Annotated in this window: 17 protein-coding genes; 6 read left to right on the top strand and 11 right to left on the bottom strand. The window is 43.1% G+C overall.

Translation table 11 applies throughout. The features are described from left to right. Positions 1-336 precede the first annotated feature (336 nt). The gene (locus tag LU361_RS01005; RefSeq protein WP_233086450.1) at positions 337-945 is read right to left on the bottom strand and encodes a YigZ family protein; all 609 of its coding nucleotides are present in this window, start codon (positions 943-945) and stop codon (positions 337-339) included. Between the two features lie 41 nt (positions 946-986). Here LU361_RS01005 and dusA point away from each other — a divergent pair, with 41 nt between their 5' ends. The 3 genes from dusA (at position 987) to LU361_RS01020 (ending at position 3,584) form a co-directional block, all read left to right on the top strand. Next, positions 987-2,051: a tRNA dihydrouridine(20/20a) synthase DusA gene (gene dusA / locus LU361_RS01010; protein ID WP_286206419.1), complete on the top strand. Its 1,065-nt coding sequence runs from the start codon at positions 987-989 to the stop codon at positions 2,049-2,051. Positions 2,052-2,146: 95 nt separating this feature from the next. Next, positions 2,147-3,118: a transaldolase gene (gene tal, locus LU361_RS01015; protein ID WP_233086451.1), complete on the top strand. Its 972-nt coding sequence runs from the start codon at positions 2,147-2,149 to the stop codon at positions 3,116-3,118. A 4-nt stretch (positions 3,119-3,122) separates the two neighbouring features. Then, positions 3,123-3,584: a tellurite resistance TerB family protein gene (locus tag LU361_RS01020; RefSeq protein WP_233086452.1), complete on the top strand. Its 462-nt coding sequence runs from the start codon at positions 3,123-3,125 to the stop codon at positions 3,582-3,584. A gap of 25 nt (positions 3,585-3,609) precedes the next feature. Here LU361_RS01020 and LU361_RS01025 read toward each other — a convergent pair whose 3' ends face one another. Together LU361_RS01025 and LU361_RS01030 are read right to left on the bottom strand one after the other, a co-directional pair. Further along, positions 3,610-4,092 (bottom strand): STAS domain-containing protein, encoded by a 483-nt coding sequence (locus tag LU361_RS01025; RefSeq protein ID WP_233086453.1) that lies wholly within the window; start codon positions 4,090-4,092, stop codon positions 3,610-3,612. A 2-nt stretch (positions 4,093-4,094) separates the two neighbouring features. Further along, positions 4,095-5,285, bottom strand: coding sequence for a response regulator (locus tag LU361_RS01030; RefSeq protein WP_233086454.1), 1,191 nt, complete (start codon positions 5,283-5,285; stop codon positions 4,095-4,097). Between the two features lie 346 nt (positions 5,286-5,631). Between LU361_RS01030 and LU361_RS01035 the strand changes: the two genes are divergently transcribed. After that, positions 5,632-5,940, top strand: coding sequence for a PilZ domain-containing protein (locus LU361_RS01035; RefSeq protein ID WP_233086455.1), 309 nt, complete (start codon positions 5,632-5,634; stop codon positions 5,938-5,940). A gap of 81 nt (positions 5,941-6,021) precedes the next feature. Here LU361_RS01035 and LU361_RS01040 read toward each other — a convergent pair whose 3' ends face one another. Together LU361_RS01040 and hrpA are read right to left on the bottom strand one after the other, a co-directional pair. Beyond that, a complete protein-coding gene (locus LU361_RS01040; RefSeq protein ID WP_233086456.1) occupies positions 6,022-6,798 on the bottom strand; it encodes an MlaA family lipoprotein in 777 nt (258 codons plus the stop codon). 158 nt (positions 6,799-6,956) lie between these two features. Then, complete coding sequence (gene hrpA, locus LU361_RS01045; protein ID WP_233086457.1) at positions 6,957-10,886, bottom strand: ATP-dependent RNA helicase HrpA; 3,930 nt, start codon at positions 10,884-10,886, stop codon at positions 6,957-6,959. A gap of 443 nt (positions 10,887-11,329) precedes the next feature. Here hrpA and LU361_RS01050 point away from each other — a divergent pair, with 443 nt between their 5' ends. Both LU361_RS01050 and LU361_RS01055 read left to right on the top strand, forming a co-directional pair. Beyond that, positions 11,330-13,183, top strand: a complete 1,854-nt coding sequence (locus LU361_RS01050) for an autotransporter assembly complex protein TamA (protein WP_233086458.1) — start codon at positions 11,330-11,332, stop codon at positions 13,181-13,183. Beyond that, entirely contained in the window at positions 13,183-16,719 is a 3,537-nt protein-coding gene (locus LU361_RS01055; RefSeq protein ID WP_233086459.1) for a translocation/assembly module TamB domain-containing protein, read from the top strand. Before LU361_RS01050 ends, LU361_RS01055 begins: the two co-directional genes overlap by 1 nt. A 70-nt stretch (positions 16,720-16,789) precedes the next feature. Here LU361_RS01055 and LU361_RS01060 read toward each other — a convergent pair whose 3' ends face one another. From LU361_RS01060 to LU361_RS01085, 6 genes are all read right to left on the bottom strand, one after another. Then, the gene (locus LU361_RS01060) at positions 16,790-17,434 is read right to left on the bottom strand and encodes an FMN-binding negative transcriptional regulator (RefSeq protein WP_233086460.1); all 645 of its coding nucleotides are present in this window, start codon (positions 17,432-17,434) and stop codon (positions 16,790-16,792) included. Between the two features lie 22 nt (positions 17,435-17,456). After that, positions 17,457-18,365 carry a hypothetical protein gene (locus tag LU361_RS01065; RefSeq protein ID WP_233086461.1) on the bottom strand — a complete coding sequence of 303 codons (909 nt, stop codon included), beginning with the start codon at positions 18,363-18,365 and terminating at the stop codon, positions 17,457-17,459. Between the two features lie 271 nt (positions 18,366-18,636). Then, a complete protein-coding gene (locus LU361_RS01070) occupies positions 18,637-19,179 on the bottom strand; it encodes a GNAT family N-acetyltransferase (RefSeq protein ID WP_233086462.1) in 543 nt (180 codons plus the stop codon). 189 nt (positions 19,180-19,368) lie between these two features. Continuing rightward, positions 19,369-19,776 (bottom strand): hypothetical protein, encoded by a 408-nt coding sequence (locus tag LU361_RS01075; RefSeq protein WP_233086463.1) that lies wholly within the window; start codon positions 19,774-19,776, stop codon positions 19,369-19,371. A 47-nt stretch (positions 19,777-19,823) separates the two neighbouring features. Further along, positions 19,824-20,432: an SGNH/GDSL hydrolase family protein gene (locus LU361_RS01080; protein ID WP_233086464.1), complete on the bottom strand. Its 609-nt coding sequence runs from the start codon at positions 20,430-20,432 to the stop codon at positions 19,824-19,826. A gap of 155 nt (positions 20,433-20,587) precedes the next feature. Next, positions 20,588-22,858 carry a vWA domain-containing protein gene (locus LU361_RS01085; RefSeq protein ID WP_233086465.1) on the bottom strand — a complete coding sequence of 757 codons (2,271 nt, stop codon included), beginning with the start codon at positions 22,856-22,858 and terminating at the stop codon, positions 20,588-20,590. Positions 22,859-23,157: the final 299 nt, after the last annotated feature.

Raw genomic sequence — 23,157 nt, forward strand, 5'->3', positions numbered from 1 at the left:
TTGTTAACACTAAAGTATTAACTTGATGACATACCGCTACAACGACGGCCACTCTTCTGCTCTGGAGTAAAAACTGTAAGAATCAAACAGGCGTAAATAAGCTTACTGGAGCACATCGTGGATACACCAAAACAAATAAATACGTAAAGATAAAAAAGCTACGGGAATTTGCTTAGGGAAAGCTAGGAGAGGAAACAACATTTAAGAGAAAATAACGCACAAACACCTCTGTGCGAATTTTTAAAAATTGCCTAACAACAAGAAATAATTAAACTCAGAAAAATTAATAATAAATTCACTTTTAAAATTACTGTTAACTTTTAAAATCAATTAACATCACACATTGTTTACAACCGTGATTGCACCCCCACTTTGATTCACCAAATCTTCCAGCAATTTTTTTTCACTTTCTTCAGACACTAAAATTTCAAAATTTACGCGATTTAAATACTCTACGTTCTCGATGGCTGCTTGGTATTTATCAACAAGCCTTCTCACTAAGGATTCATTCGAAAAGTCGGCGTTAATTTTTATTTTGCTTTGCGCAACAAATTCGGCTTTGGGTAAGTCTTTTAATACGGCACTCACAGAATCGCTGTAGGCGCGCTGCAAGCCGCCAGTGCCGAGTTTGATTCCGCCAAAGTAACGCACTACGGCAACCACAATTTCGCTGAATTCGCTGTGTTCTAAAACGGCAAGCATAGGACGCCCGGCGGTGCCACTGGGTTCGCCGTCGTCGCTCATAGAACGGATGGTGGTGTTCGGCGGCCCGGCAATGTAGGCCCAACATACGTGCCGTGCTTGCGGGTGGCGCGTGCGAATGTCTTTGATGAAGGCTTCTGCGGCTTCGCGGCTGGCGGCGTGATTGGCAAAAGCAATGAATTGGCTGCGTTTTATTTCTATCTCAGCGCAATGCTCGGCAGTTGGTATACAATAGGAGTTCATCTGTACCGTTAAACAAACCAAATACTGAAGATTAATCGATTTTGAGAACAGAATCAGTCACTAATATTAGCGATCGTTCATCGGCGTTGCCAGCAAGACGTTTTTGTCTTGCCCCTATGATGGAATGGTCGGACCGCCATTGCCGTTACCTGTGGCGCATCATCAGCCGTAATGCCTGGGTGTACACCGAGATGGTGGTTACCGGAGCCATCATTCACGGCGATAAAAATCGCTTTTTAGATTTCAACGATGAAGAACACCCTATCGCCTTGCAACTCGGCGGCTGCAATCCCGCCGAATTGGCAGAGTGTTCAAAAATTGCAGAGCAGTGGGGTTACGATGAGGTTAACCTGAATTGTGGCTGCCCGAGCGACCGTGTTCAAAACAACATGATTGGCGCTGTGTTGATGAAACACACCCAAACTGTGGCCGATTGCTTAAAAGCTATGCAAGATGCCACCGGTATTGCGGTCACCATAAAACACCGTATTGGTGTGGATGATCAAGACGGCTTTAACAGTCTGGTGGATTTTGTCGGCACTCTGGCAGAAACCGGCACTAAAACCTTTATTGTTCACGCCCGTAAAGCCTGGCTGCAAGGCTTAAGTCCAAAGGAAAATCGCGAAATCCCGCCGCTGGATTACGACGCGGTGTATCGCCTGAAAGCGCTGTATCCGCACTTAGAAATCATTCTAAACGGCGGATTAACAACAACGGCGCAATGCAGCGACGTTATTAAAGCGGGGGCAGACGGCGTGATGGTTGGCCGTGAAGCCTATTCAAACCCGTATGTTTTGGTTGACGTTGATAACACTTTCTACCCATCAAGCCAGTCCCCCTCAAACCAGAGCCAATCAAACCAGAGCTTACCGTCCAGAAAAGAGATTTTTGAGCAATACGTCAGCTATTGCGAACATCAGTTAACGAAAGGTGTTAAGCTGCACCACCTCAGCAAACACGTACTCGGTCTGTTCTCAGGACAGCCTGGAGGGCGCCTGTTCCGCCGTTATATGAGTGAAAACGTTCATAAGCCCAACGCCTCAATTGATACGCTCTGGCAAGCGTATGAGTGCGTTGAGAACAGTAACCGAGCAGCTACCGGATAACTGCGAGCAACGGCATTCGCGGTATAGTGACCAACCGGTTTCGAGACAAACAATTTTGTAGCAAACAAAAGCCAAGCAATTAGGATCCAATCATTATGGCTAACAAATTAGAACAACTTAAATCTTTCACTGACGTTGTCGCAGATACCGGCGATATCGAGGCCATCGCAAAGTTTAAACCTTTGGATGCCACCACCAACCCGTCATTATTGTTGAAAGCTGCCGGATTGGAGCAATACCAAGGGTTAATTGATACCACCATTGCTTGGGCACACGAAAACGCGCCGTCCGCTGAAGAAGTCGCCAACCTTGCCGCTACCAAACTAGGCGTTGCTATTGGTTGTGAAATTTTAAAAATCGTTCCAGGACGTATTTCTACCGAAGTGGACGCTCGCTTATCGTTTGATACAGCAAAAACCCTGTCAAAAGCCCGCCAGATTATCGCTCTATACGAGGCCGAAGGCATTGCAAAAGATCGCGTGCTGATCAAAATCGCGGCAACCTGGGAAGGCATTCGCGCAGCAGAAATTCTTGAGAAAGAAGGCATCAACTGTAATTTAACGCTGTTGTTCAGTTTCTGTCAGGCGGCCGCTTGCGCCGAAGCCGGTGTCTATTTGATATCGCCATTCGTGGGCCGTATTTTGGATTGGAACAAAGCCAAAAACCCAGACGGCGACTTCTCTGGCGCCAATGATCCAGGCGTGGTTTCTGTTTCTTCGATCTACAATTACTACAAAACTTACGGCTACAACACCATCGTTATGGGTGCGAGCTTCCGCAATATCGGCGAAATCGAAAACTTAGCCGGATGTGATCGCCTGACCATCAGTCCACAGTTGTTGGAAGAATTAAAACAAGACGAAGCAGCACTTGAATGCGTATTAAGCAAAGAAACAGCTTCCAGTGACATCGCTCAAGTTCGATACGACGAAGCGCAATTCCGTCTTGTACTTAACGAAGATGCTATGGCAACGGAAAAATTAGCCGAAGGCATTCGTAACTTTATTGCTGATCAAATCAAACTTGAAACCTTATTAACCGAACGCAGCACACAACCTGCCATGTAACGGTATGATTGAATTTTTAAAATCATTATTTGAAACCGACACCCCAGAACATGCGCCCGAAAACCACGAGCGCCAGTGCCGCCTTGCCAGCGCGGCGCTGCTGGTTGAGGTCGCCTCCATTGACAATCAATTTGCTGAATCCGAACGCAACGCACTCTTAAAAATTCTCACCAAGGAATTTAAATTGGTTGGTGAAGAATTAAAAGAAATTGAGCAACTTGCGATTGAAAAGCAGTCAGAAGCGTCTTCGTTACACGAATTTACGTCGTTAATTAACGATCATTTTTCGGTTGAACAAAAGATTCAATTAATTGTGAATATGTGGCGAATTGCCTACGCGGATGGTGAGCTGGACAAGTACGAAGAATATATTATTCGTCGTGTATCAGAGCTTATTTACGTCGCTCATGGGGATTTTATTCGAGCAAAACAAATTGCAAGAAGCGAATCTGGAAAGAACCATTAATCCAGTCGATTAACGCTTGAATGAATTATTTTTGTTCCAGCGAATTAATTAAATCGTGAAACTCATTGCGATTTTCTTCATTGAGGCTCATTAAAATTTTATGAGCTTCAATCACTTTTGAACGCGCACTGTCTTCATCAAGCCCTTCTTCGGTAAGCTCTTCAATATTTTCAAATTCTTTGTCGATTGACGGCACAATTTCAAAAATATCGTCAAACCCCATGCTGTCTAACAATCGATTAATGCCTTCATCTGGAGAGACAACAATAGGCAACTTGTGGAAACGATCCTGAAAAAGAATCGAAATCTTGGCCATTAAACCGAGCGTAGTACTGTCGATAGAAGAGGCATCGCGAAGATCAAATAATACCGATGAGCACTGTGATTTTCTGTACATATGATCGATAAAGTTATCAAACGAAATGCACAATGTGAGCCGCACATCGCCGACAAACTTAATAACGTTTGCTCCATCGATTTCGGCTACAAAAATTTGCCCCGATTGCATAATTAATGCTTACCTTGAGTGATGGATAACACTGAAATGTCATCCGGAATATCCATTTCTTTATGTAGACCTAACACCGTGGCCACAGATTCCATTGTCCCATTGCTTAAAGATAATAATTCTAAAAGCTTTGCTTCTTTATCAATGAGAGAACTTTCGTTCATTGTTTCAAATATACCGTCAGAAAGTACTATTAAACTGCTATCAGGCGGGAAATGGCAAGAAAAAACTTCCCAATTTGGATTTGGAAAGATTCCCACGGGTTTACCTTTACCATGCAGGAACTCTGCCTTGCCATTATTAACCAGTACTGGCAGCGGTAAATGCCCAGCCACCGAATAACGCAATTGGTGCTCATGAGTATCAATAACACCAATTAAACAGGTTAAATGGGTTTGAAAACGCCCCTGTTTGAGGCCACCGTTAATTTCTTGCAACATCCAATCAGTGCCCTGTTCGAAGGTCTCAGGGTCACTGAAAAAGCCGTTTTCGCGCACCATTCGAGTGACTTGATGCTTCAACCAAATGGTCACAAACGCCGATGACGCACCATGACCGGCAACGTCTGTTAAATAAAACGCTAAATATCGATCACCTAAATAGGCATAATCGATAAAGTCGCCACTGAGGTATAAAGAGGGGAATAAACGGTGGGTTGCGGTGTAGCCGTTTCTTAAAAACGGGCTCAGCGGCAACAAGCGCTGCTGGACGAGACGACCTGAATGTTGGTCTTTCTCGAGTGTTAAAAGGTTCTCTTTGAGTTCCAGATTAGCCTGCTCTAGCCGCTCGCGATAGCGTTTGTTCTCAAGCAGCAAATCCTGGCGCTCTAGCGTGCGATTGATGGCGTGTACCAGGACTTCCATATCGACAATAGGCTTGATAAGAAAGTCGCTGGCGCCGTGGCGCAGGGCCTCGACCGCGTCGTTCATCAGCCCCGCCCCGGATATGACGATAACGCCAATTTCAGAGTTGATCTTGTGGATCTCTTGCAGAACATTGAGACCGTCGATTCCCGGCATTCGCAAATCAGAAAGGACAACATCGGGCTTGATCTCTTGGAATAACTCCAAGCCACGGGCGCCGTCGTCGCTTTCAAAGACCTCAAAGCCGCTGTCTTCAAGGTAGGCTCTGATACTTTGTCTAACGAGCTGGTCATCATCGATGAGCAACAACTTACGTTTGCTAATGACCATGAATTCCTCACTCCAACATGTCCATTTAGAGCAAACTCAAAATAATCTGACCAGATGGGGTCTGCCGATCCGAAATACTGAGATATGCTCTAGTCAGTACTTATATAAGCACCGATTTACCCAGATCTCCAGAATTCTAGAGAGAATGACGTAGAAATTTTGTAAATTCCATCGCTAAATTATCGTCTAAAATTGCGGTTAGTTCATTAAACTGTAGCGCAAGGTCTGGTTTTATACCTTAAACGTAGGAACTGATAAAAAACCCATAAATAATCCGTAGAAAGCAAGTAATCAACTTTGATCTAGACTAGAAATATAACATCGGAATGATCTTTAGGAATAACTTATGAACAGCTCTAACGCCGCAAGAAAAGAAAAACGTAGTTTTATACGAATGGAAGTCAACACTCCTGCAAAAATTACCGTTATTGCAAACAATCAAGAAGAAACAGGCGTTTGCAAAAACTTAAGCGGCAATGGAATGCTATTAGAGTTAAATTCAGACTACCCGATTGGCTCGGAAATTGTTGTCCACGTGACCTCAGAGCTTGAAAACGGGCCGTCTCTGGACGCTTCGTGCACGGTTATGCGTGTGGAAAAAATCGAAGACAACGAGAATTACAGTGTCGGCATCGTGATCGATAAAATTTTGTAACAGCCAAAAGCAGCTCTACTCCTAAAACGCAAAAAGGCAGCCTTAAGAGCTGCCTTTTGTTCGTTCTAGCGCCTGTTAAGACTAGTCTAGCTCGATATCGTCAAAGCCATCAAAATCTTCGAAATCATCGGAACCTGCACCGAAATCGTCTTCAACTTCGCCATCTTTGACTAAAAACTCACGACGCTGCATGTAGGCGTTGCGGAAGAATACGTACTTATCGCCGGAGATAATCTCTTCCACCTCAAGCAGTTGCGCGCGGGTATTGATGGTTCGTGTAGCACTAACGCCCAATTGGGTTTCGCTGTCGTCGATGTAATTAACCGGGTCTGTAAAATAATCGACACCCAAGCCAAAACCGTCGCGAAGGTTTGATGGGCCAAGCAATGGCAACATAAGGTAAGGACCGTTACCCACCCCCCAAGTGGCGAGCGTTTGGCCAAAATCTTCACCGTCTTTTTTCGGCAAACCAATGGATTTTGCTACATCAAAAATACCGACCAAGCCAACGGTGGAGTTGACCAAGAAGCGGCCTGTACTGTTGCCCGCTTTGCCCCATTTCCACTGCAGTACACTGTTAACAATGGTGCCCACTTCGCCTAAATTACCAAAAATATTGGTCACACCGTTTTCAACACGGTTAGGTGTTACGGCTCTGTAACCTTTAGCGACCGGCTTTAAAATGAAGCGATCCAGACCATTGTTAAAACGGAATACGGCTCGATTGAAACCCTCAAATGGGTCGTAAACCTCGGCCGATGGCGAGGTGCTATCAACTGATTCGGTATCCGTTTGTGCCAACGACAGTGGCGCAGCTAAAACCAAAGCCGCAGAAAATACGATGGTTTTAATACCCATAAATAACCTTTAATTCTCAACGATGTTAAACACCCGAGGTGTCAATCAGTAACAGGGTTATAGTAAACGTTTTATCGAGGCAAGCTAAAGTAGTTTTTCTCAACCGTGTTAAATTTATCAACTCTAATCGTTTAAATGCCCTGTTACACCGCAACACATTACAAATTTACTAAAATTTCTTGCCATTGCTTTTCAAGACGCTTAGATGACACGGGTTGGCTGGTCTTTAGAGTTTGGGCAAACAACGACACTCTCAGCTCTTCAATTTGCCAACGATATTGCTGTAACAAATCATTGGCCGCACACCAAACCTTGCCTTTACTCTCTAGCAATTCTTGATAGCGCTGCCAGTGCTCATTGACTTCATTTAAAAATCGGCGATCTCGTTGTACATCCAGTGGTGCTTTCTCAAGCCGCATTTCGATGGCTTTAATGTAGCGCGGATACTGACTAAATTGCTCAAACGGCGTATCAAAGAGAAAATCTGGGTAAATCAATGTGTTTAGCTGTTGATTCACATCACTCGCCGCCCACGTGTACGCCAACGCGTTTTTATTGGATTTTAATGTCTTTCGAATACCGACAATATTTGCCAAAAGCTGATACAAAATGCCTTCTATTGCCATAGCTCTTGGCACAATATCAACGCGAGAATTTTCCAGCACCGACTCAAATTCTTCTTGGGTTCTAACCAATCCGTCTTTGAAAATCACCTGTCTAATGGTCGCAGAGATAATATCTTCCGCCGTAGCTTCCCGCCCGGCCAATGACGTCATGGTTAAACCAATGTCTTTGCCCTTCAGCAGTTCTTTACGTAAATACTTAACGGTCGATGCTTCTTTCAGCATCACCAAACGAACACAACCACGCAGGCTTAATAAATTCGCCTCGTGAGGATTGTCGTGCATTTTCAGGGAAACGGAATCACCGTCATCCACCAACGCCGGAAATGCTTCAATACTGGTGCCTTTACGTTTTAATTTTTTTGATTTCGCCAGCTCACCAAAATCCCACGTTGTTAAGCCTTTTTGTTCAACATCTTGACCGGCAGTTTGTATGGTTTGCTGAATATTTTCTCGGTATTTTTCACGCAAAGCGGTTAAATCCCGACTTTGCTCAATTAACTTACCGCGATCATCCACCACTTTAATGTTCATGCGATAATAATTATCGAGCTGAATATCACCCCACGCATCTTTTGGAATTTCAACTTGCGTCAAACGAAATAATTGCTTCGCCAGTTCTTCCGTTACTGGCTTGTTGGCAGGAATCATATTCAACAATGCGCGATCAACAAACGACGGCACCGGCACAAAGTTTTTACGCCACTGTTTGGGCAACGCTTTTACCAACGCAACGCATTTTTCTTTGAGTAATCCTGGAACAACCCATTCCACCACAAATTCAGGAATTTGATGCAACATTGCCACAGGCACGTGTACACTTACGCCATCGTCAACACTGCCCGGCTGAAAATGATAGCTGAGCTTAAATTCCATGCCCGACCAGTTGATGTGATTGGGAAATTGCGCTTCGGTAATATTGGCTGCTTCGTGAAGCATTAATTGTTCTTGGGTTAAGAACAATAATTTTGGATTCTTTTCTTCGGCTTTTTTTCGCCAGGTTTCAAAACTGGTTAGATTAACCGCGTCTTCACCGATGCGTTCATCGTAAAACTGATACAAAACTTCATCATCTACGAGAATGTCTTTTCTGCGAGACTTTGCTTCTAAATCGATAACATCGCGAATGAGTTGCGTGTTATGGCGATAAAACTCACCGGGTTTTGCTGGGTTTTTCTTGCGGTTACGATTGCCATCAACGTACCGACCTTCAACCAAAGCCGAACGTATAAAAACTTCACGTGCTTCTTTAGGATTAATTTCGGCGTAATTAACACGTTGCTTTTCTACCAGCGTTAAACCAAACAAAGTAATGCGTTCGAACGCCATCACCTGCCCGCGTTTACTGTCGTAATGCGGTTCAAAGTGGTGTTTTTTAATTAAATGCTTGGCCGCTTTTAAGGCCCATTCAGGCTCAATTTTGCCGATATTGTGCGCGTACAAACGTGCGGTTTCTAACAACTCACCCGCCACCAACCACTGAGGCCGTTTTTTGAATTGTGACGAGCCAGGGAAAATATTAAATTTACGGTTTCGGGTGCCTAAATAATCGTTGCTATCGGATTTTTGCCCGATGTAATCCAACAATCCCACCAACAACGATTCATGAACCGACTGAAAACTGGCTTCTTCGGTATTTTCTTTGAAACCCAACTGCTTACACGAAACACGCAACTGATGGTGAATGTCTCGCCATTCACGCATTCTTAAATAAGAAATAAATTCTTTTTGCAGACGTTTTCGCAATTGGTTTTGAGACAATTCCTGGCGCTGCTCTTCAACGTAATTCCACAAGGCCAAATAGGCGAGGAAATCAGAGTCTTCCTGCCAAAAGCGGCGATGTTTTTCATCGGACGCTTGCTGTTTGTCGGCAGGACGTTCACGCGGATCTTGCACTGCCAAAGCACTGGTAATAATTAAAATTTCTTTTAAAGAATTATTTTTTTCCGCCGCATAAATAATCGCGCCCAATCGAGGATCGACCGGTAAGCGTGCTATTTTTCGGCCGAGATCGGTGACACGATTGTTGGCATCTACCGCTTTCAGTTCGCGCAATAAATTGTAACCGTCGCTGATTAAACGGCGATCGGGCGGATCGATAAACGGGAAATGGTTAATATCACCCAACCGCAGTTGTAACATTTGCAAAATAACTGAGGCCAAATTTGTCCGAAGAATTTCTGCATCGGTAAATTCAGAGCGACCGTCAAAATCGGCTTCGTCGTACAGACGCACACAAATACCTTCACTGACACGACCACAACGGCCTTTACGCTGATTAGCGCTGGCTTGAGAAATGGCTTCAATGGGTAAACGTTGAATTTTAGTGCGATAGCTGTAGCGGCTGATTCGGGCAAAACCTGGGTCAATTACGTAACGAATGCCCGGCACGGTAACAGAAGTTTCAGCCACGTTGGTAGACAATACAATCCGCCGACCGCGAGTTTTATTGAATATCTTATTTTGTTCAGCCAAGCTCAGGCGTGCGTAAAGTGGCAAAACTTCTAAGTGCGGAAAATCCGCTTTTCTCAACGCCAATGCAGTTTCGCGAATCTCGCGTTCGCCACTTAAGAACACCAAGAAATCACCGCCACGAGCACTGGCACCGGCAGCGCGTTCTTGCTGTAAAAGCTCATCCACAGCACTGACAATACCCTGGTATTGATCGTCCATATCTTCATGCATGGGACGATACAAAACATCCACCGGATAGGTTCGACCAGAAACCTCAATAATCGGCGCGTCGTGAAAATGCTTAGAGAAGCGCTCTAAATCGATGGTGGCAGAGGTAATAATGACTTTTAGATCGGGGCGCTTAGGAAGAATGGACTTGAGATACCCCAGAAGAAAGTCAATGTTCAGACTGCGCTCGTGGGCTTCATCGATAATAATGGTATCGTAGCGATTTAAGTAACGATCGTTCTGAATTTCAGCAAGCAAGATGCCGTCGGTCATCAATTTGATGTACGTATGCTCATTGCTAATATCATTAAAACGAACCTGATAACCCACGCCTTCACCAAGCTCAACATTCAGCTCATCGGCAATACGAGCGGCTACTGTGCTGGCAGCAAGTCGCCTCGGTTGGGTGTGACCAATCACCCCGCGAACACCGCGCCCTAACTCCAAACAAATTTTAGGCAACTGAGTCGTTTTACCCGAACCAGTTTCACCGGCAAGCACAACAACTTGATGCTCGGAAATAGCTTTCGCGATTTCTTCTCGACGCTCTGATATGGGCAGGTTTTCAGGAAAATTGATCTCAGGCTTGTGGTTTATCTTATGCTCAAGCGCCGCTTGCGATTGACTGGTTAACGCTTCAAGCTTGGCTACCACCTTGTCGAAGGGCTTACCGCTATTGCGGCGCGATTGAATATCACTCCACAAGCGCTTTAATTTGAAGTAATCCTGACTCAGTACATCATCGAATTCAGGTTTTGACACGTCGATATCTGGCTTACTCATCAAGATTATCTTTACTATCCGCTCTAAATCTTAGAAAACCCCTCGTTTTATGGCGTTTCCTACATTAAGTCAATGACACTTCCACGGGCTATTTACGCAAAGCGCTCACCCTGGATTTTGGATGGCATTAAACAGGGTATGCTTAGCAAGGTAAAGGTCTGACAGGAACTGAGTGCGTGTGTTCTAGCGAATTATTCTGAAAATCTGTTGATGACGCCAACTGTTCACAAAACAACCAAAGAATGATTGCTAAGTGTATTAAGGAACCGTGGATTAATCACGATTGTTCAAGCCCGCCGCGCAATTAAAATATTCGGTTGAACTGCGCAGTTGAAAAACCCCTGTATGAGCATCATACAAATAACACTAGGAGGCCACTTAACACCAAGGTAAAATTACGCCTTATAATATACTGAGTCTTTCGAATCGATGCATACCACTGAATGCTAATTAATACCCTCAATCAACAGAATACGCTAGGAATCACTCGCCCATTGAGCACCCGAAAAAATCAACTAGCCCTAACGGTATTAATGATCATGCTTCCTTGGTTTATACCAATGTCATCGGTATTAGCGCTTGAAACAGGCATCAGTATTTTGGACGGTAAGAAAACCAAAAGTGAGATCAAACTTCAAAGCTTAAACGATACTGAAGATTCCCAACTGAAAAAACGTTTACTGGATGAGCTTTCCAGACAACACAAAAATAATGAGATACTTAAGCTCTACAGCAATCAAAATAAAATAGCCAGCTACGAACGTACATTAATTACTGAATTTTTACGATCACAAGGTTATTACGCGGCCAAAGTCAGTTCACAAGTTATTAAAGAAAAAATCAAACACATTATAGAACCTGGTGATGCGTTTAAAATTACCCAGGTAAACATTGAATTACCAACGTCAGTAAGCGCGTTACCCGATAAATATTTGCTGACTAAAAAAGGCGATCCGTTAATTGCTGAAAATGTGTTACTCACTAACGATAACGTCACAACTTGGATTAAAAACAACAGCTGTTTATTTAAAGTCAGTGTCCACTATAAAGCAAAAATATTCCCAGAAACCTCAACCGCAACACTGACCTATTCAAGCACACCCAGTGTAGAAACCGTTTTTGGTAATGTCAGTTTTTCTGGATTAAAAACCATCGATGAAACTTATTTAAAAGACCTTCTGCAATTCAAATCAGGCGAATGTTTTAACCAGGCAAAGCTGGATCAATCACGCTTGTCTTTATTACAAAGTAATCTGTTGTCCAGCGCGCAGATTGAGACAGGTGAACCCAGCGCCAACGGCGTAGATATTCGTATTTCCGTTGTTGAAAGAAACCATCGTACCATCTCTGCGGGCTTGGGCTTTAGAACCGATGAAGGCATTGGCGTAAGCACCGGATGGGAACATCGCAATTTTAGCGGTCACGCAGAAACACTCAATTTAGATGCTTATATTGCCCAAAATCGCCAGACATTATCGGCCAACTATTCCATTCCTCACTTTCGGGCCGACAATCAAACCTTAACGTTTTTTAGTGAAATTGAATCCGAACAAACCGATGCTTTCGATTCAGATTCTGCAAGCTTTGGTGCTGAAGTCACGCGTCAATTCGATGAGTACTTTCGCGGTGCCATTGGTTTGCAAACCGATATATTGCAAGTCACCGAAAGCAACGGTGACGAAGACGAATTCGCATTGGTGTCTCTGCCAGTCAGCGTAGAATACGACAAACGCAACGCGTCGCTTGATCCGAGAAAAGGCTGGGTCGCTGGCGCTAGCGTGCAACCGTTTATCAACGCTCTAGACAGCGACGTGTATTTTTTAAAAACAACCGTTGCTGGCAGTTATTACACAACCTTAAATCACTGGTTTTGGTCACCCACATTTGCCACCCGAGGTGCGATAGGGTCCATTTTTGGCACCACCAGAGACGAAGTTCCAGCCAACGAACGTTTTTATTCCGGCGGTGGTGGATCGGTTAGAGGCTATCCTTTTCAAACTCTCGGCCCATTAGATGGCAACGATCCCGAAGGCGGTTTGTCCTATACAGAGGTATCTTTTGAAACGCGCATCCATTGGGGTGAAACCTGGGGCGGTGTTCTATTCTTAGACGGAGGCAATGCCTACACGGGCGAATTACCAAGCATAGGAGAAGATCTTCGGTGGGGAGCGGGTTTTGGTCTACGGCTTTACACAAGCTTTGCTCCCATTCGATTTGATGTCGCCTTTCCTTTAGATCGTCGAGACAATCTGGATGATAGCTTTCAAATTTACATCAGTTTAGGTCAAGCATTTTAATGAACTGGCAAACTGTTAAAAAAACGACAATAAAAACCGGCTTTTATTTGCTGAGTGCCGTTCTGGCATTTGCCATCATTATTGCTGTAGTGATGTCGGCCTTGGTATTTACCCAAAGCGGTCGCGAATGGACATTAACAACAGGCATTGATTGGCTGAATGATTCAACGGCGCTGACAGACCAGCAAATCGCTATTGAGCTAACACAACCTTACTTTCCAGATTTTAATAATTTTCAGTTCGAAACATTAGAAATCAAAAAACACAACAAAACATGGGTAAAAATCTCTGAGTTCGAATTTCGTTGGTTGGCAAATGATTTATTTGACAAAAAACTGTTGATCGAAAATCTGCACGCATCATCCATTTACTACAACCACGCACTATCAGCAAATAACAATACAACCAAAGAAGATCAGCACACTGAAAAATCCACCACTCAATTTAATATTGAAGATTATCTAACAACAGCCACTGTAAAATCGTTGGCGATCAACGCGTTGCAAATAGATAACGCAATACCTGAGTCAACACGAACAGAACTCGAAATCAACAATTCGATTAACTATCAATTGTCATCAAGTGTAGACTTCACAATTAATCAAGCACTGGCTGTTCATTTACTGGCGGCTCCGCTATCAGACAATTTTCCCAAATTAAAAATTGATGTAAGCTCTGTCTCAATCAATAAGCACAGCATTACCGGCAATATTTTTGAAACTCCTAATGGGGTTTTGTCAAAGTTATTAAAATTACCCAAAGAGCAAGAAATCAATGCAGACCTTGAAATCAACATTGTAAAAGACCATGCAGATTATCAATTGGATATTGCTCACCTTGCCTTTCCCGTCGCTGGGGAACAGCTTGCTCTAAATGCGGATATTGTATTCACACCAACCATCGATATTGATGACAAAAGCACGTGGCGGTTATCGGTACAACAGTGCGAATTAAACCTGAGCGATACACTGCATAACTTTTCTGGAACTGTTACCTACCCGGCTTTGGATATCACAGCAGATATTAATCGCTTTCCGCTCCGGTTAATTTCTCCTTGGCTTCTGGATATACGCGACGGTGCCGTGGATGTCACCACTCATATTACGGGCACTGCAAACAACCCCAATTTCAAGGGTGCGGTTTCAGCGAATACGCACTATAAAAATGTACCCGTAGCGCTTGAATTCGATGGTTTTGGATCAACTCAAAAAATCACGATTAACACATTGGCCATCAATTCTGATGCAAGCCTTCTGGAAGTGTCGGGCGATATAAATCCAAACTCACTATCTGGTGAACTCGACTATAACGCCGAAAACATTAACACACGTTTGGTGGAACATTTTTATTCCGACCTACCAAAAGAGGTGTTCTACGAAATCACTTCGGCGTCTGGCCAGCTGTTTGGTGATTTACGTGATCCCAGCGGAACAGTAACGTTGTTCGGAAATGGCGATTATCAAAATAATATTTTCTCTACAACGGTAGACATCCGTAAAAATAACGACTTGGTGACAATCGATACCTTTTCTATTGAATTGCCAGAGGGTAAGAGTCGAGTCAATGGTGAAATAGACATCAAACAATTGAGCGGTGATATCTCAGGAGAGTTTAACGAGTTACCACTCTATCTAACGAAGCTTGCCGGAATAGAACTACCCGATGAGTTAAGCGCAATTTTCAATGGTACGTTCAACGCAAATGGCGACTTTAAGAAACCGAAAATTCAGGCCGAGGTAACCTCGGTAGGCCGCTATGAAAATATTCCGTTTAAGGTTGAAGTCATCGGAAATTCCGACATTACAGAGCATACCTTAACAAAGCTGAATGTTACCGCCTATGATCAAGTTGTACTTAATGCAAACGGCAACTACAAAGAGGAAAATTTTACCGCCGAAATTTCCGCCGATAAACTGCCAACACAACTGTTAAATGCGTTATCACTACCGGTTGAGCCAGGTAATTTTTCAGCCGAGATTGCGGCATCGGGTAATATCCGCACACCGAACCTTCACGGTCAAATTGAATATTCGACTCAATTTGACCAATACAGCCGCGATGGTGATCTTGAAAATACAGCATTCACCTTTTCAACCGAATTTAAAAATGAGCAAGATCGACTGACCTGGAACAGCAAACTTATTAAAGGCGATAGCTCACCTGGATTTATTGATCTTTCACTGCCCTTTCATGACTACATAGAACAATTATTTGACGGATCTTTTTCAGATAAAACAACGCTAGACGTTACTGTTAATGCAGATGTAGGGCTGGATATCGCATCATTGTTAATCGATGCCGACCTTCACAGATTACACGGACAGCTCACTCTAAAAACCGACATTACTGGTACCATTAAAGCACCTTCTGTTCACGGCGACGTTGCTCTCGTTAATACCCGTTATCAAAATATCTTAACGGGTACGGTAATTGACGCATTAAACTGTGAAATTAACGCACAGAATTACCGTTTTGCAATAAACGATTGTAATGCCACCGACGGCAGCAAAGGGCAATTTCAAGTCACGGGCGATCTAGAATTACCCTTAATAAATAAGAAAAAGTTTGGCCAATTAAACATTGAGTTACACACACAATCGGCCAGTATTCTCAAACGACCTGAGATTGAGAGCGAAACCACTGGCAAAATTTCAGTCACGGGAGACTTTCAAGAATTAACCGCTTCGGGCGTGCTTAATGTATCACCACTGCAAGCGGTACTAAAAAACACCGCCGATTCCAGCATTGCCCAAATTGAAGTTGAAGAAGTTTACGAAAACCAGCCTCAAGACAAACCCGGTTTAATCGACCACAGCCCGATCATTAATTTAGACCTAACAATAACAGCTGATAAGCAAGCCTATTTACGGGGGCTTGGTATAGAAGCGGAATTAGGCGGTCAAATCAAGCTCAGCGGTACCGCCTCAGCCCCCCAGTACAATGGTGAATTTAATACCATTCGCGGCCAATTTGAGGTGTTCGGGAAAGATTTCGAATTAGATAACGGCTCGGTAAGCTTTGTCAATAATGCCGTCGCGTTATCAATTACCGGTATTTATGAACAAAATGACCTGAGAATTCAAGCGGACATGATCGGCCAAAACGAAGATTTTCAGTTAGTCCTGTCGTCGGTGCCCAGCTTGCCGGAAGATGAAATTCTTTCGTACATTATTTTTGGAGAATCGGTTTCGGACATCACCCCCATTAAAGCCATACAACTGGCCTCGGCCGTACAACAACTTCGCGGTGGTAGCTCTTCGTTTGATCCTATTGCCAGTACTCGAGAGTTGCTCGGGGTAGATACGTTATCGGTTGATACAGAAAAAACTGAGAACGGAGAAAATGGTATTAACGTTGGTATTGGAAAATATATTAACGACAAGGTGTATCTCGAATTGGAGCGAACCCCCAATCCTTCGCAACCTTGGAAAGGCACCATTGAAATCGAACTGGTTCCACAAATTAACTTACAAAGCTCAACCGGTGGCACCAGTGGTATTGATAGCGCAGAGATTATTTGGAAAAAAGACTATTAACCCGAATTTACCTAAAAACAACAGACTGTTTATTGATGGTTTATTTATTGATAGTTTACTTATTAATGGTTTACTTATTAAAAGTTTTCATATGATCTAACAAGGCTTGGTCGCTCATTTTATCCGACTTGAGCAATCCATCCAGCACACCGGAATAGTCTTCTGCGTTTTTATTTTGACTTAATTTAAAATTGCCAACCATGCTTTCAACGGTGATTTCGATTCCCATCACTGCTTTTATCATTTTCTCAATGTAATCCATAGGCGCGTCGGTAATCGACCACGGAGTGGTTTGTGACTGCTGCTCGTAAAAGGCCGACATGGCTTCGATTACGTTGTATATCCAATCGTGATCACGATGGAAGGCTATTTTTCCTCGAACATGCACCACCGAATAATTCCAGGTGGGTACGGCCTTGTGAGTTTTGGTCTTTGACGGATAAAAGTTAGGGCTTATGTAGGCGTGGGGGCCGTTGAAAATCAGCAAAATGTCCTGATTATTTTCAACTTGTGTTAAAAAATCATTGTTGTGAGCAATGTGACTTAACAGTCGAATTTCACCCGACTCGTTTTCAGATAAAAGCACGGGCACGGGCAAGTGCACGGCGTTGACGTAATCGGCACTGGATGCAGCAAGCGTAGCTAACGGATAGTCTTGAATAAATTGCGCTAACACAGTCTGATCCGTGACTTTAAATTTTGCAGGAATGAGCATAAATGGCCTTAAAAACCTCTGACTAAGTTTTACGAGTATTCATCATGGTTTTCAGCCACATTACATCTTTCGGGCCGAGCTTAGCAGACTCGTGTTTGTCATCAGAATTTAACACCTCCTCGTACACTCGACAAATGGCTATTTCAGTTAAATTGCGCCAATCGTCGTTTTCTAATTCTACAATAGAACCAGCCGCCAAATTGGGATCTAACAGAGGATCGTGTTCTTCTTCCGACGTTCTTAAAGTGAACTCTAATTCTTGTAGAATTGGATTAATGACTTTAACGGTAGAAGCCTCAGAAAATTCTTTTTCGACTCGCTTCTCGGCTTTTTTTAATTCGGACTCTAACTGAATTTTGGTAATTTTCTCGCCAATGGGCCGAATGCCATGTTTACTCAGAAGACCCACCGCACCAGGAAGCAGCGCCTTTGCGGCAATGCCAGCACCAACCAGAGGATTAAAAATAGCTGCAACCCCACCGATCAACAGCATTCCGTATGTAAGCTTACGATCCAATTGATCGATATTATTGGCCAAATTTTCCAGCGAACTCTTGGACGCTTTTTTGTCTTCGACGACAATTTCTTTGGCACTATTTAGCATATAGTGTTGCAGGGAATATTCAGCTGTCTCGTTAGCAAAATGAAAAATACGACGTTTCGGAAGGTTATTAATTTCGGGCACCGAATCCGGCAGACATCGCATGGTGTGCAAGGCAAACCCGTAAGGCGATAAATGGTATGGAATAACGAAGTAATGTTTTTCGTCGTACAGCAATGGCTGTGAGGTTTCTATTTTTTCGAGGGAGGCAAAAACAGGCAAACCATCAACCTTTGAAGCAACGGTAGAAACGCCTTCGGTAATGGCCTCATACGCTTTGTCGGTGTATTTAAAAACAGCCTCAACACCTTTTTTTAAGTATTTATTCATAACACACCAGCCTAACTCTCAGTCTTGGTTAGTGGATACAAATTACCTTAGGGCCTGTTCACACTAATTTAATCACACCTGCTGGAGCGTATTTTTTTCGTATTTTAGGCGCAGTGAGTGTGATTTGGTTGTTCCAAATGAATGAGCTGCAACACGAAATACGGGAAAAATACGCCGAGCCCCTAGGGTCGCCCCTAAAACACGCCATTCGTTGTTGTTCGTCGCTTATTTAGCACTCTAAACTGCGCTCCTCCCGCCTAGGCTGACGCGTTTAGGGGGCGACAGGTGCGGTTAAATTAGTGTGAACAGGCCCTAACCACAATTCGTAGAGATTATTGTTGTGGCCATACAGGTCAAGCTCGCCCACCTGAGAAAATCCCAGCCGTCGAAGCAAACCGTTGGACGCTTGATTGTCAGGTAAAGTAACACCCATGATTCTATCACTGTGTTGCAGCTCTTTTGCAGCCTCTAAAACACCAACACAGGCTTCGTAGGTATACCCTTGGCGCCAATACTCGGGCAACAGCGCATAACCGAGGTCAGGGAATGACAATTCATCACGTTTGACCAAACCACACATACCAATCGGCTTATTTTCTGCCTTCAATACCACCGCGTTAAGACCAAAACCATGCTTTTGATAACTCAACATAGGGCCGTTAGCTAGATAATCTTCTGTACCCTTAAGGTCGCGTATTTGCCGATCTACGATAAAACGAATGAAGGAATCTTCATTTAGCTGGCGCAACATGTAATCAGCATCACTCAACTGGAAATGCCGTATTATTAATCGCTCTGTTTCAGAAACAATCATATTAAACACTCTTGCACAATGACACGGTCAGACAACGAAGTCTGTGAGACTATTGCAGGTGGAATAGGAAGTCAAAATCGTCCTATACGATAACTTGCCACTCACGTTGTTGCTCTTACACGCTGTATTGATATTTAAACGGAACGCTTACAACAATATAGGAGCCCATTGGTTTACCCGCACGGCGTTTTACTTCGCCGGAATTGAGAATTTGTTTAATAAAAATTTAATCGTATTTACAGAAAAACATACCAACAACGCAGCAGATATCACAACGATAAAATCAAAGTGAAAGAGAAAGTAATAATTAACGTCCTGGTCAAATCGGCAATTTTCTAGCATTGAATACAAACCGATAACAATTAAAACACCGACCGTGGAATGCCATCCTGACCTTTTTAAAAGTACTGCGGTTAATTCAGCAAATAATCCTGAAAACACACCTAAGATGATTAAATGTTTTGTTAACAATAATTCAATTTGCTGCGAATCGGCTTCAGCAGGTAGCGTTGGATAAACGGGAGGTCCAGGCGAAACATAAATTCCCATGACCAATCCAAGTGCAATAAATATAAGCATCAAACTGTTTTTGACCACGAACCACTCTCAAATATTTTTTAGAGAACACTCTATTGGTTGTTCTTTTACTCAACAGCGGTACTTATATTATTTAAGATTGCTCGGACTATCTTTAGCCCACCATTTTTGGATGGCTCTATCGGCGAGATTTTAGAAAAATCTGTAATTTCCTCACAAACAGCTCGAAGGTCAATTAAAGGAATATTTCTGCGTGAGGTTTCTTCAAGAATAACTTCATTGAATACAGATAACGCTGTTAATGCACGCGTACTCATGCCTGGAATTTTATTGTAAACCGTACAAACCGATAGCGTTTTATTCAATGGCAGGACGGTTTCAAGCATGGCAATGTATTTGGCTCGAAAGTCTTCCCGAGTCTGATACAACAAGTCTAAAGCTTCGCCAACAGAAGAAACCGATTTATCGAGTAAACCTATGAATCCCAGCGCGTCGTTACCACCGCAGCTTAAAAAGACGTGTGTCGCACCCATAGGAAATGACTTTAGACGTCTTGCTACATCGGTAGTTTTATCGCCGTCTACTGCTAAAAGAGTAACTTTAGCATTAGGATATAATGACGAAACTTCTACCGACAATAAATCCTTAACAGAATCACCAGATTCTACGTACTCAACGTTATCAAATACAGAATCACCCAATAATACGATATGCACAAAGCCCCCAAAATTCACACAATAATTTTTTAATAGGCGAGCTTATCGGCTGCGACGGAATTCGTAAAGGTAGGAATTACAGTTCAGTGGGCGTTATGATCGAAGGTAATAAATTTTAAATAATAGGTAATCGAATGGGTATTATTAACATGAAATTAAGCCGATTTACTTTCATCTGCTGCGGGGTCAATATCATCTAATGTAAACTCACCGGGATCATCATCAGACCCTGTTGCATCAGCCAATAACGCATCAAGGTCATCCAGAGGCGCTTCGGGTAATTCGTCTTCGATGCTTTCTCCAATACCCTCGTCCGAGGAGATATCCATACCATCGGCGGTATCACTATCGGACTCATCCACTTCCGCGACAAATTCATCGCTACTTTCAAGCTCGACATCGTCGTCGGAACCTGAATCTGCGTCTGAAGCAGAATCGTCACTGGAAACTTCATCATCGCTGCCGGAAATCAAGGCATCTAAATCGTCGCCAATATCGGCCATTGCTAAGGGTTCATCGGGATCGGATATTTCCGCCATAATTGAACTGGCGGTGGCTGCCGGTTCAGCGGTTTCAGCTTCTTTTTCGGGTTTTTTCTTATCGGATTTCTTCTTCGATTTTTCTTTTTTCTCGGGCTTTTTATCAGACTCCTCTTCCAAACCGTCATCCGATTTTGATCCTGACAATAGCTTGTAGGCGATAAAACCTAAAATAATAATGATGACGTTACCGATTCCAATAACTACATAAACCCACCAAGGCGTGCCTTTGGCTTTGGGCTCTTCTTCAGGTTTTTCTTCTTCGGGTTCACTCGGTTTTGCAGCAGGCTCTGCTTGTGTGGATTGCTCTGAAAATTTCCCTTCTGGGTAACTGAATGTTGTCGGTTTAGGTTCATATCTTGAAGATTGACCGTCAAGGTCGACCATATCAATAGAAAAAGACACTTCATAGAGTCCTTCTTCTTTCGCAGAATAATTCAAGTTCCAGGTATCATTTTTAGCAAGTGTCAATGGTGTAATAGAACTTTGGCCACTGGGATTTTTTATTCGGGCAATTACGCTGGTGTCTTTTAAAGACAACGTTTGCAAATAAGGTGTGACTTTTAATAGAAACTCATTACTGTCGCTGTTTTTCGCTTTAATTTCTGTAGCAAACGCATCACGAACCGTTATCGTGTAGCTGGATTTTCTTTGGAAACTTTTACCATCCACAGTAACAACAATTTTATATTCACCTGCGGCAGAAAAATATTCCAACTCAGACTGGTAAATACCGTCTAAAGGCAACTGCGATGATAATCGATCAACCCAGCGCTCTTCCTCATAGAATGTTTCCGTAGACACATCCAACACACGTAAAAAATTTAAATCTGTTATGGCTTTACCATCTTCTTGAAGAGCAGCGGATAATGGAACGATCTCGCTGGTGTACAAGTTGGCGGGTATGGGTTTAACCGACAAATTCAGGTTACTGACAACAGTAATTCGGCTGTCCGGTGCGATATCGGCATCAACAATCCACTCGCCTTCTAACGGACGCTTTACCGTTATCAATTCATAGTCGATGGTCGAATGCCATTTAATATCAGGATCATTGGCGGCAATTGTTGCGTCGTATCGCGATTCATCAGGGCCAATGAGTGCAGCAGGGGCAAGTTTGGTTTGTTTAAAAATTAATGCGGTAAATTCTTCCACACTGGAATCAACAGTAAAACTGTTGTTATCTGCTAAGGGTAACTGCTCACTGGGCACCGCTTGGTCAAACGCACCCAAAAACGCCTTCATCAGTTCGTCAGCGGTCTCGGCAATTGCTGCTTTCCCACCGGTAGAAATGGCTAATTTATTTAATAATGTTGTGTCGGCATTTTCTGACAGAGCAATGGTGTGAACTTTTATATTCTCGTTTTTTAAACGCGGAATCACTTCGTCGGCAATTCGTCGCCATTCATTTTGATTCAGGTCGGGGTTTTTATTGATATCAACCATACCATCGGTTAATAAAATAATGCTGGTTTGGTAGTCATCGGTTGCGTTGTTAACGCTGAATGCGGCTTTTTCGAGCGCTTCGCCAATATTGGTGTATAAACCCACGGAATTAATATCAGATGAACTCGCCTGAGCTTGCGCCGCCCACTGTCCATCAACGGTTTTATGAGGCACTAGCATATTAACGTATTGGCCAAAGGTCCAAACGCCCGCTTTACTCTCTTCCGGTAACAGCTTAACGAGTAAATCCACGGCAGGCTGGCGTAAGTTGGCAGGGTCATTTTTTTTCATGCTGCCAGAGATATCCACCACTAACCGAACATCCGCTGGAGTTTGTGCCAATGCTTTTATCGAAATTGACGCAAATAAAACAACTGCCACTAATATAGCGTAACAACCTTTACCAGTTAACCTTGTTAGCTCAAACCAATAATTTGCCATTATAGAATTCTAATAAAATGTGTTTTACTGTTTATCGGTAATATCGATTTGAACTTAAGTATAGAAAAAATGGAAAATTATTTATTTAGACAGAAGAATTTTTTATGAGTTTATTGTTATCAGTACACTAAAGCGCCAAGAGTTATCTTAAGCTCGTGTTTTTATAGGAATTTTTAGGTACGTTTTTGTGTACCCAGCTATATAATCTAACGGACATTTCTATTTTTTATTGCCTAATATAAACATCGACTGATACAACCTATCATTAATTAATCGAACACTGATTTTATATTTATTTT

It is taken from the genome of Sessilibacter corallicola (assembly GCF_021290925.1).
GTDB classification, from domain to species: domain Bacteria; phylum Pseudomonadota; class Gammaproteobacteria; order Pseudomonadales; family Cellvibrionaceae; genus Sessilibacter; species Sessilibacter corallicola.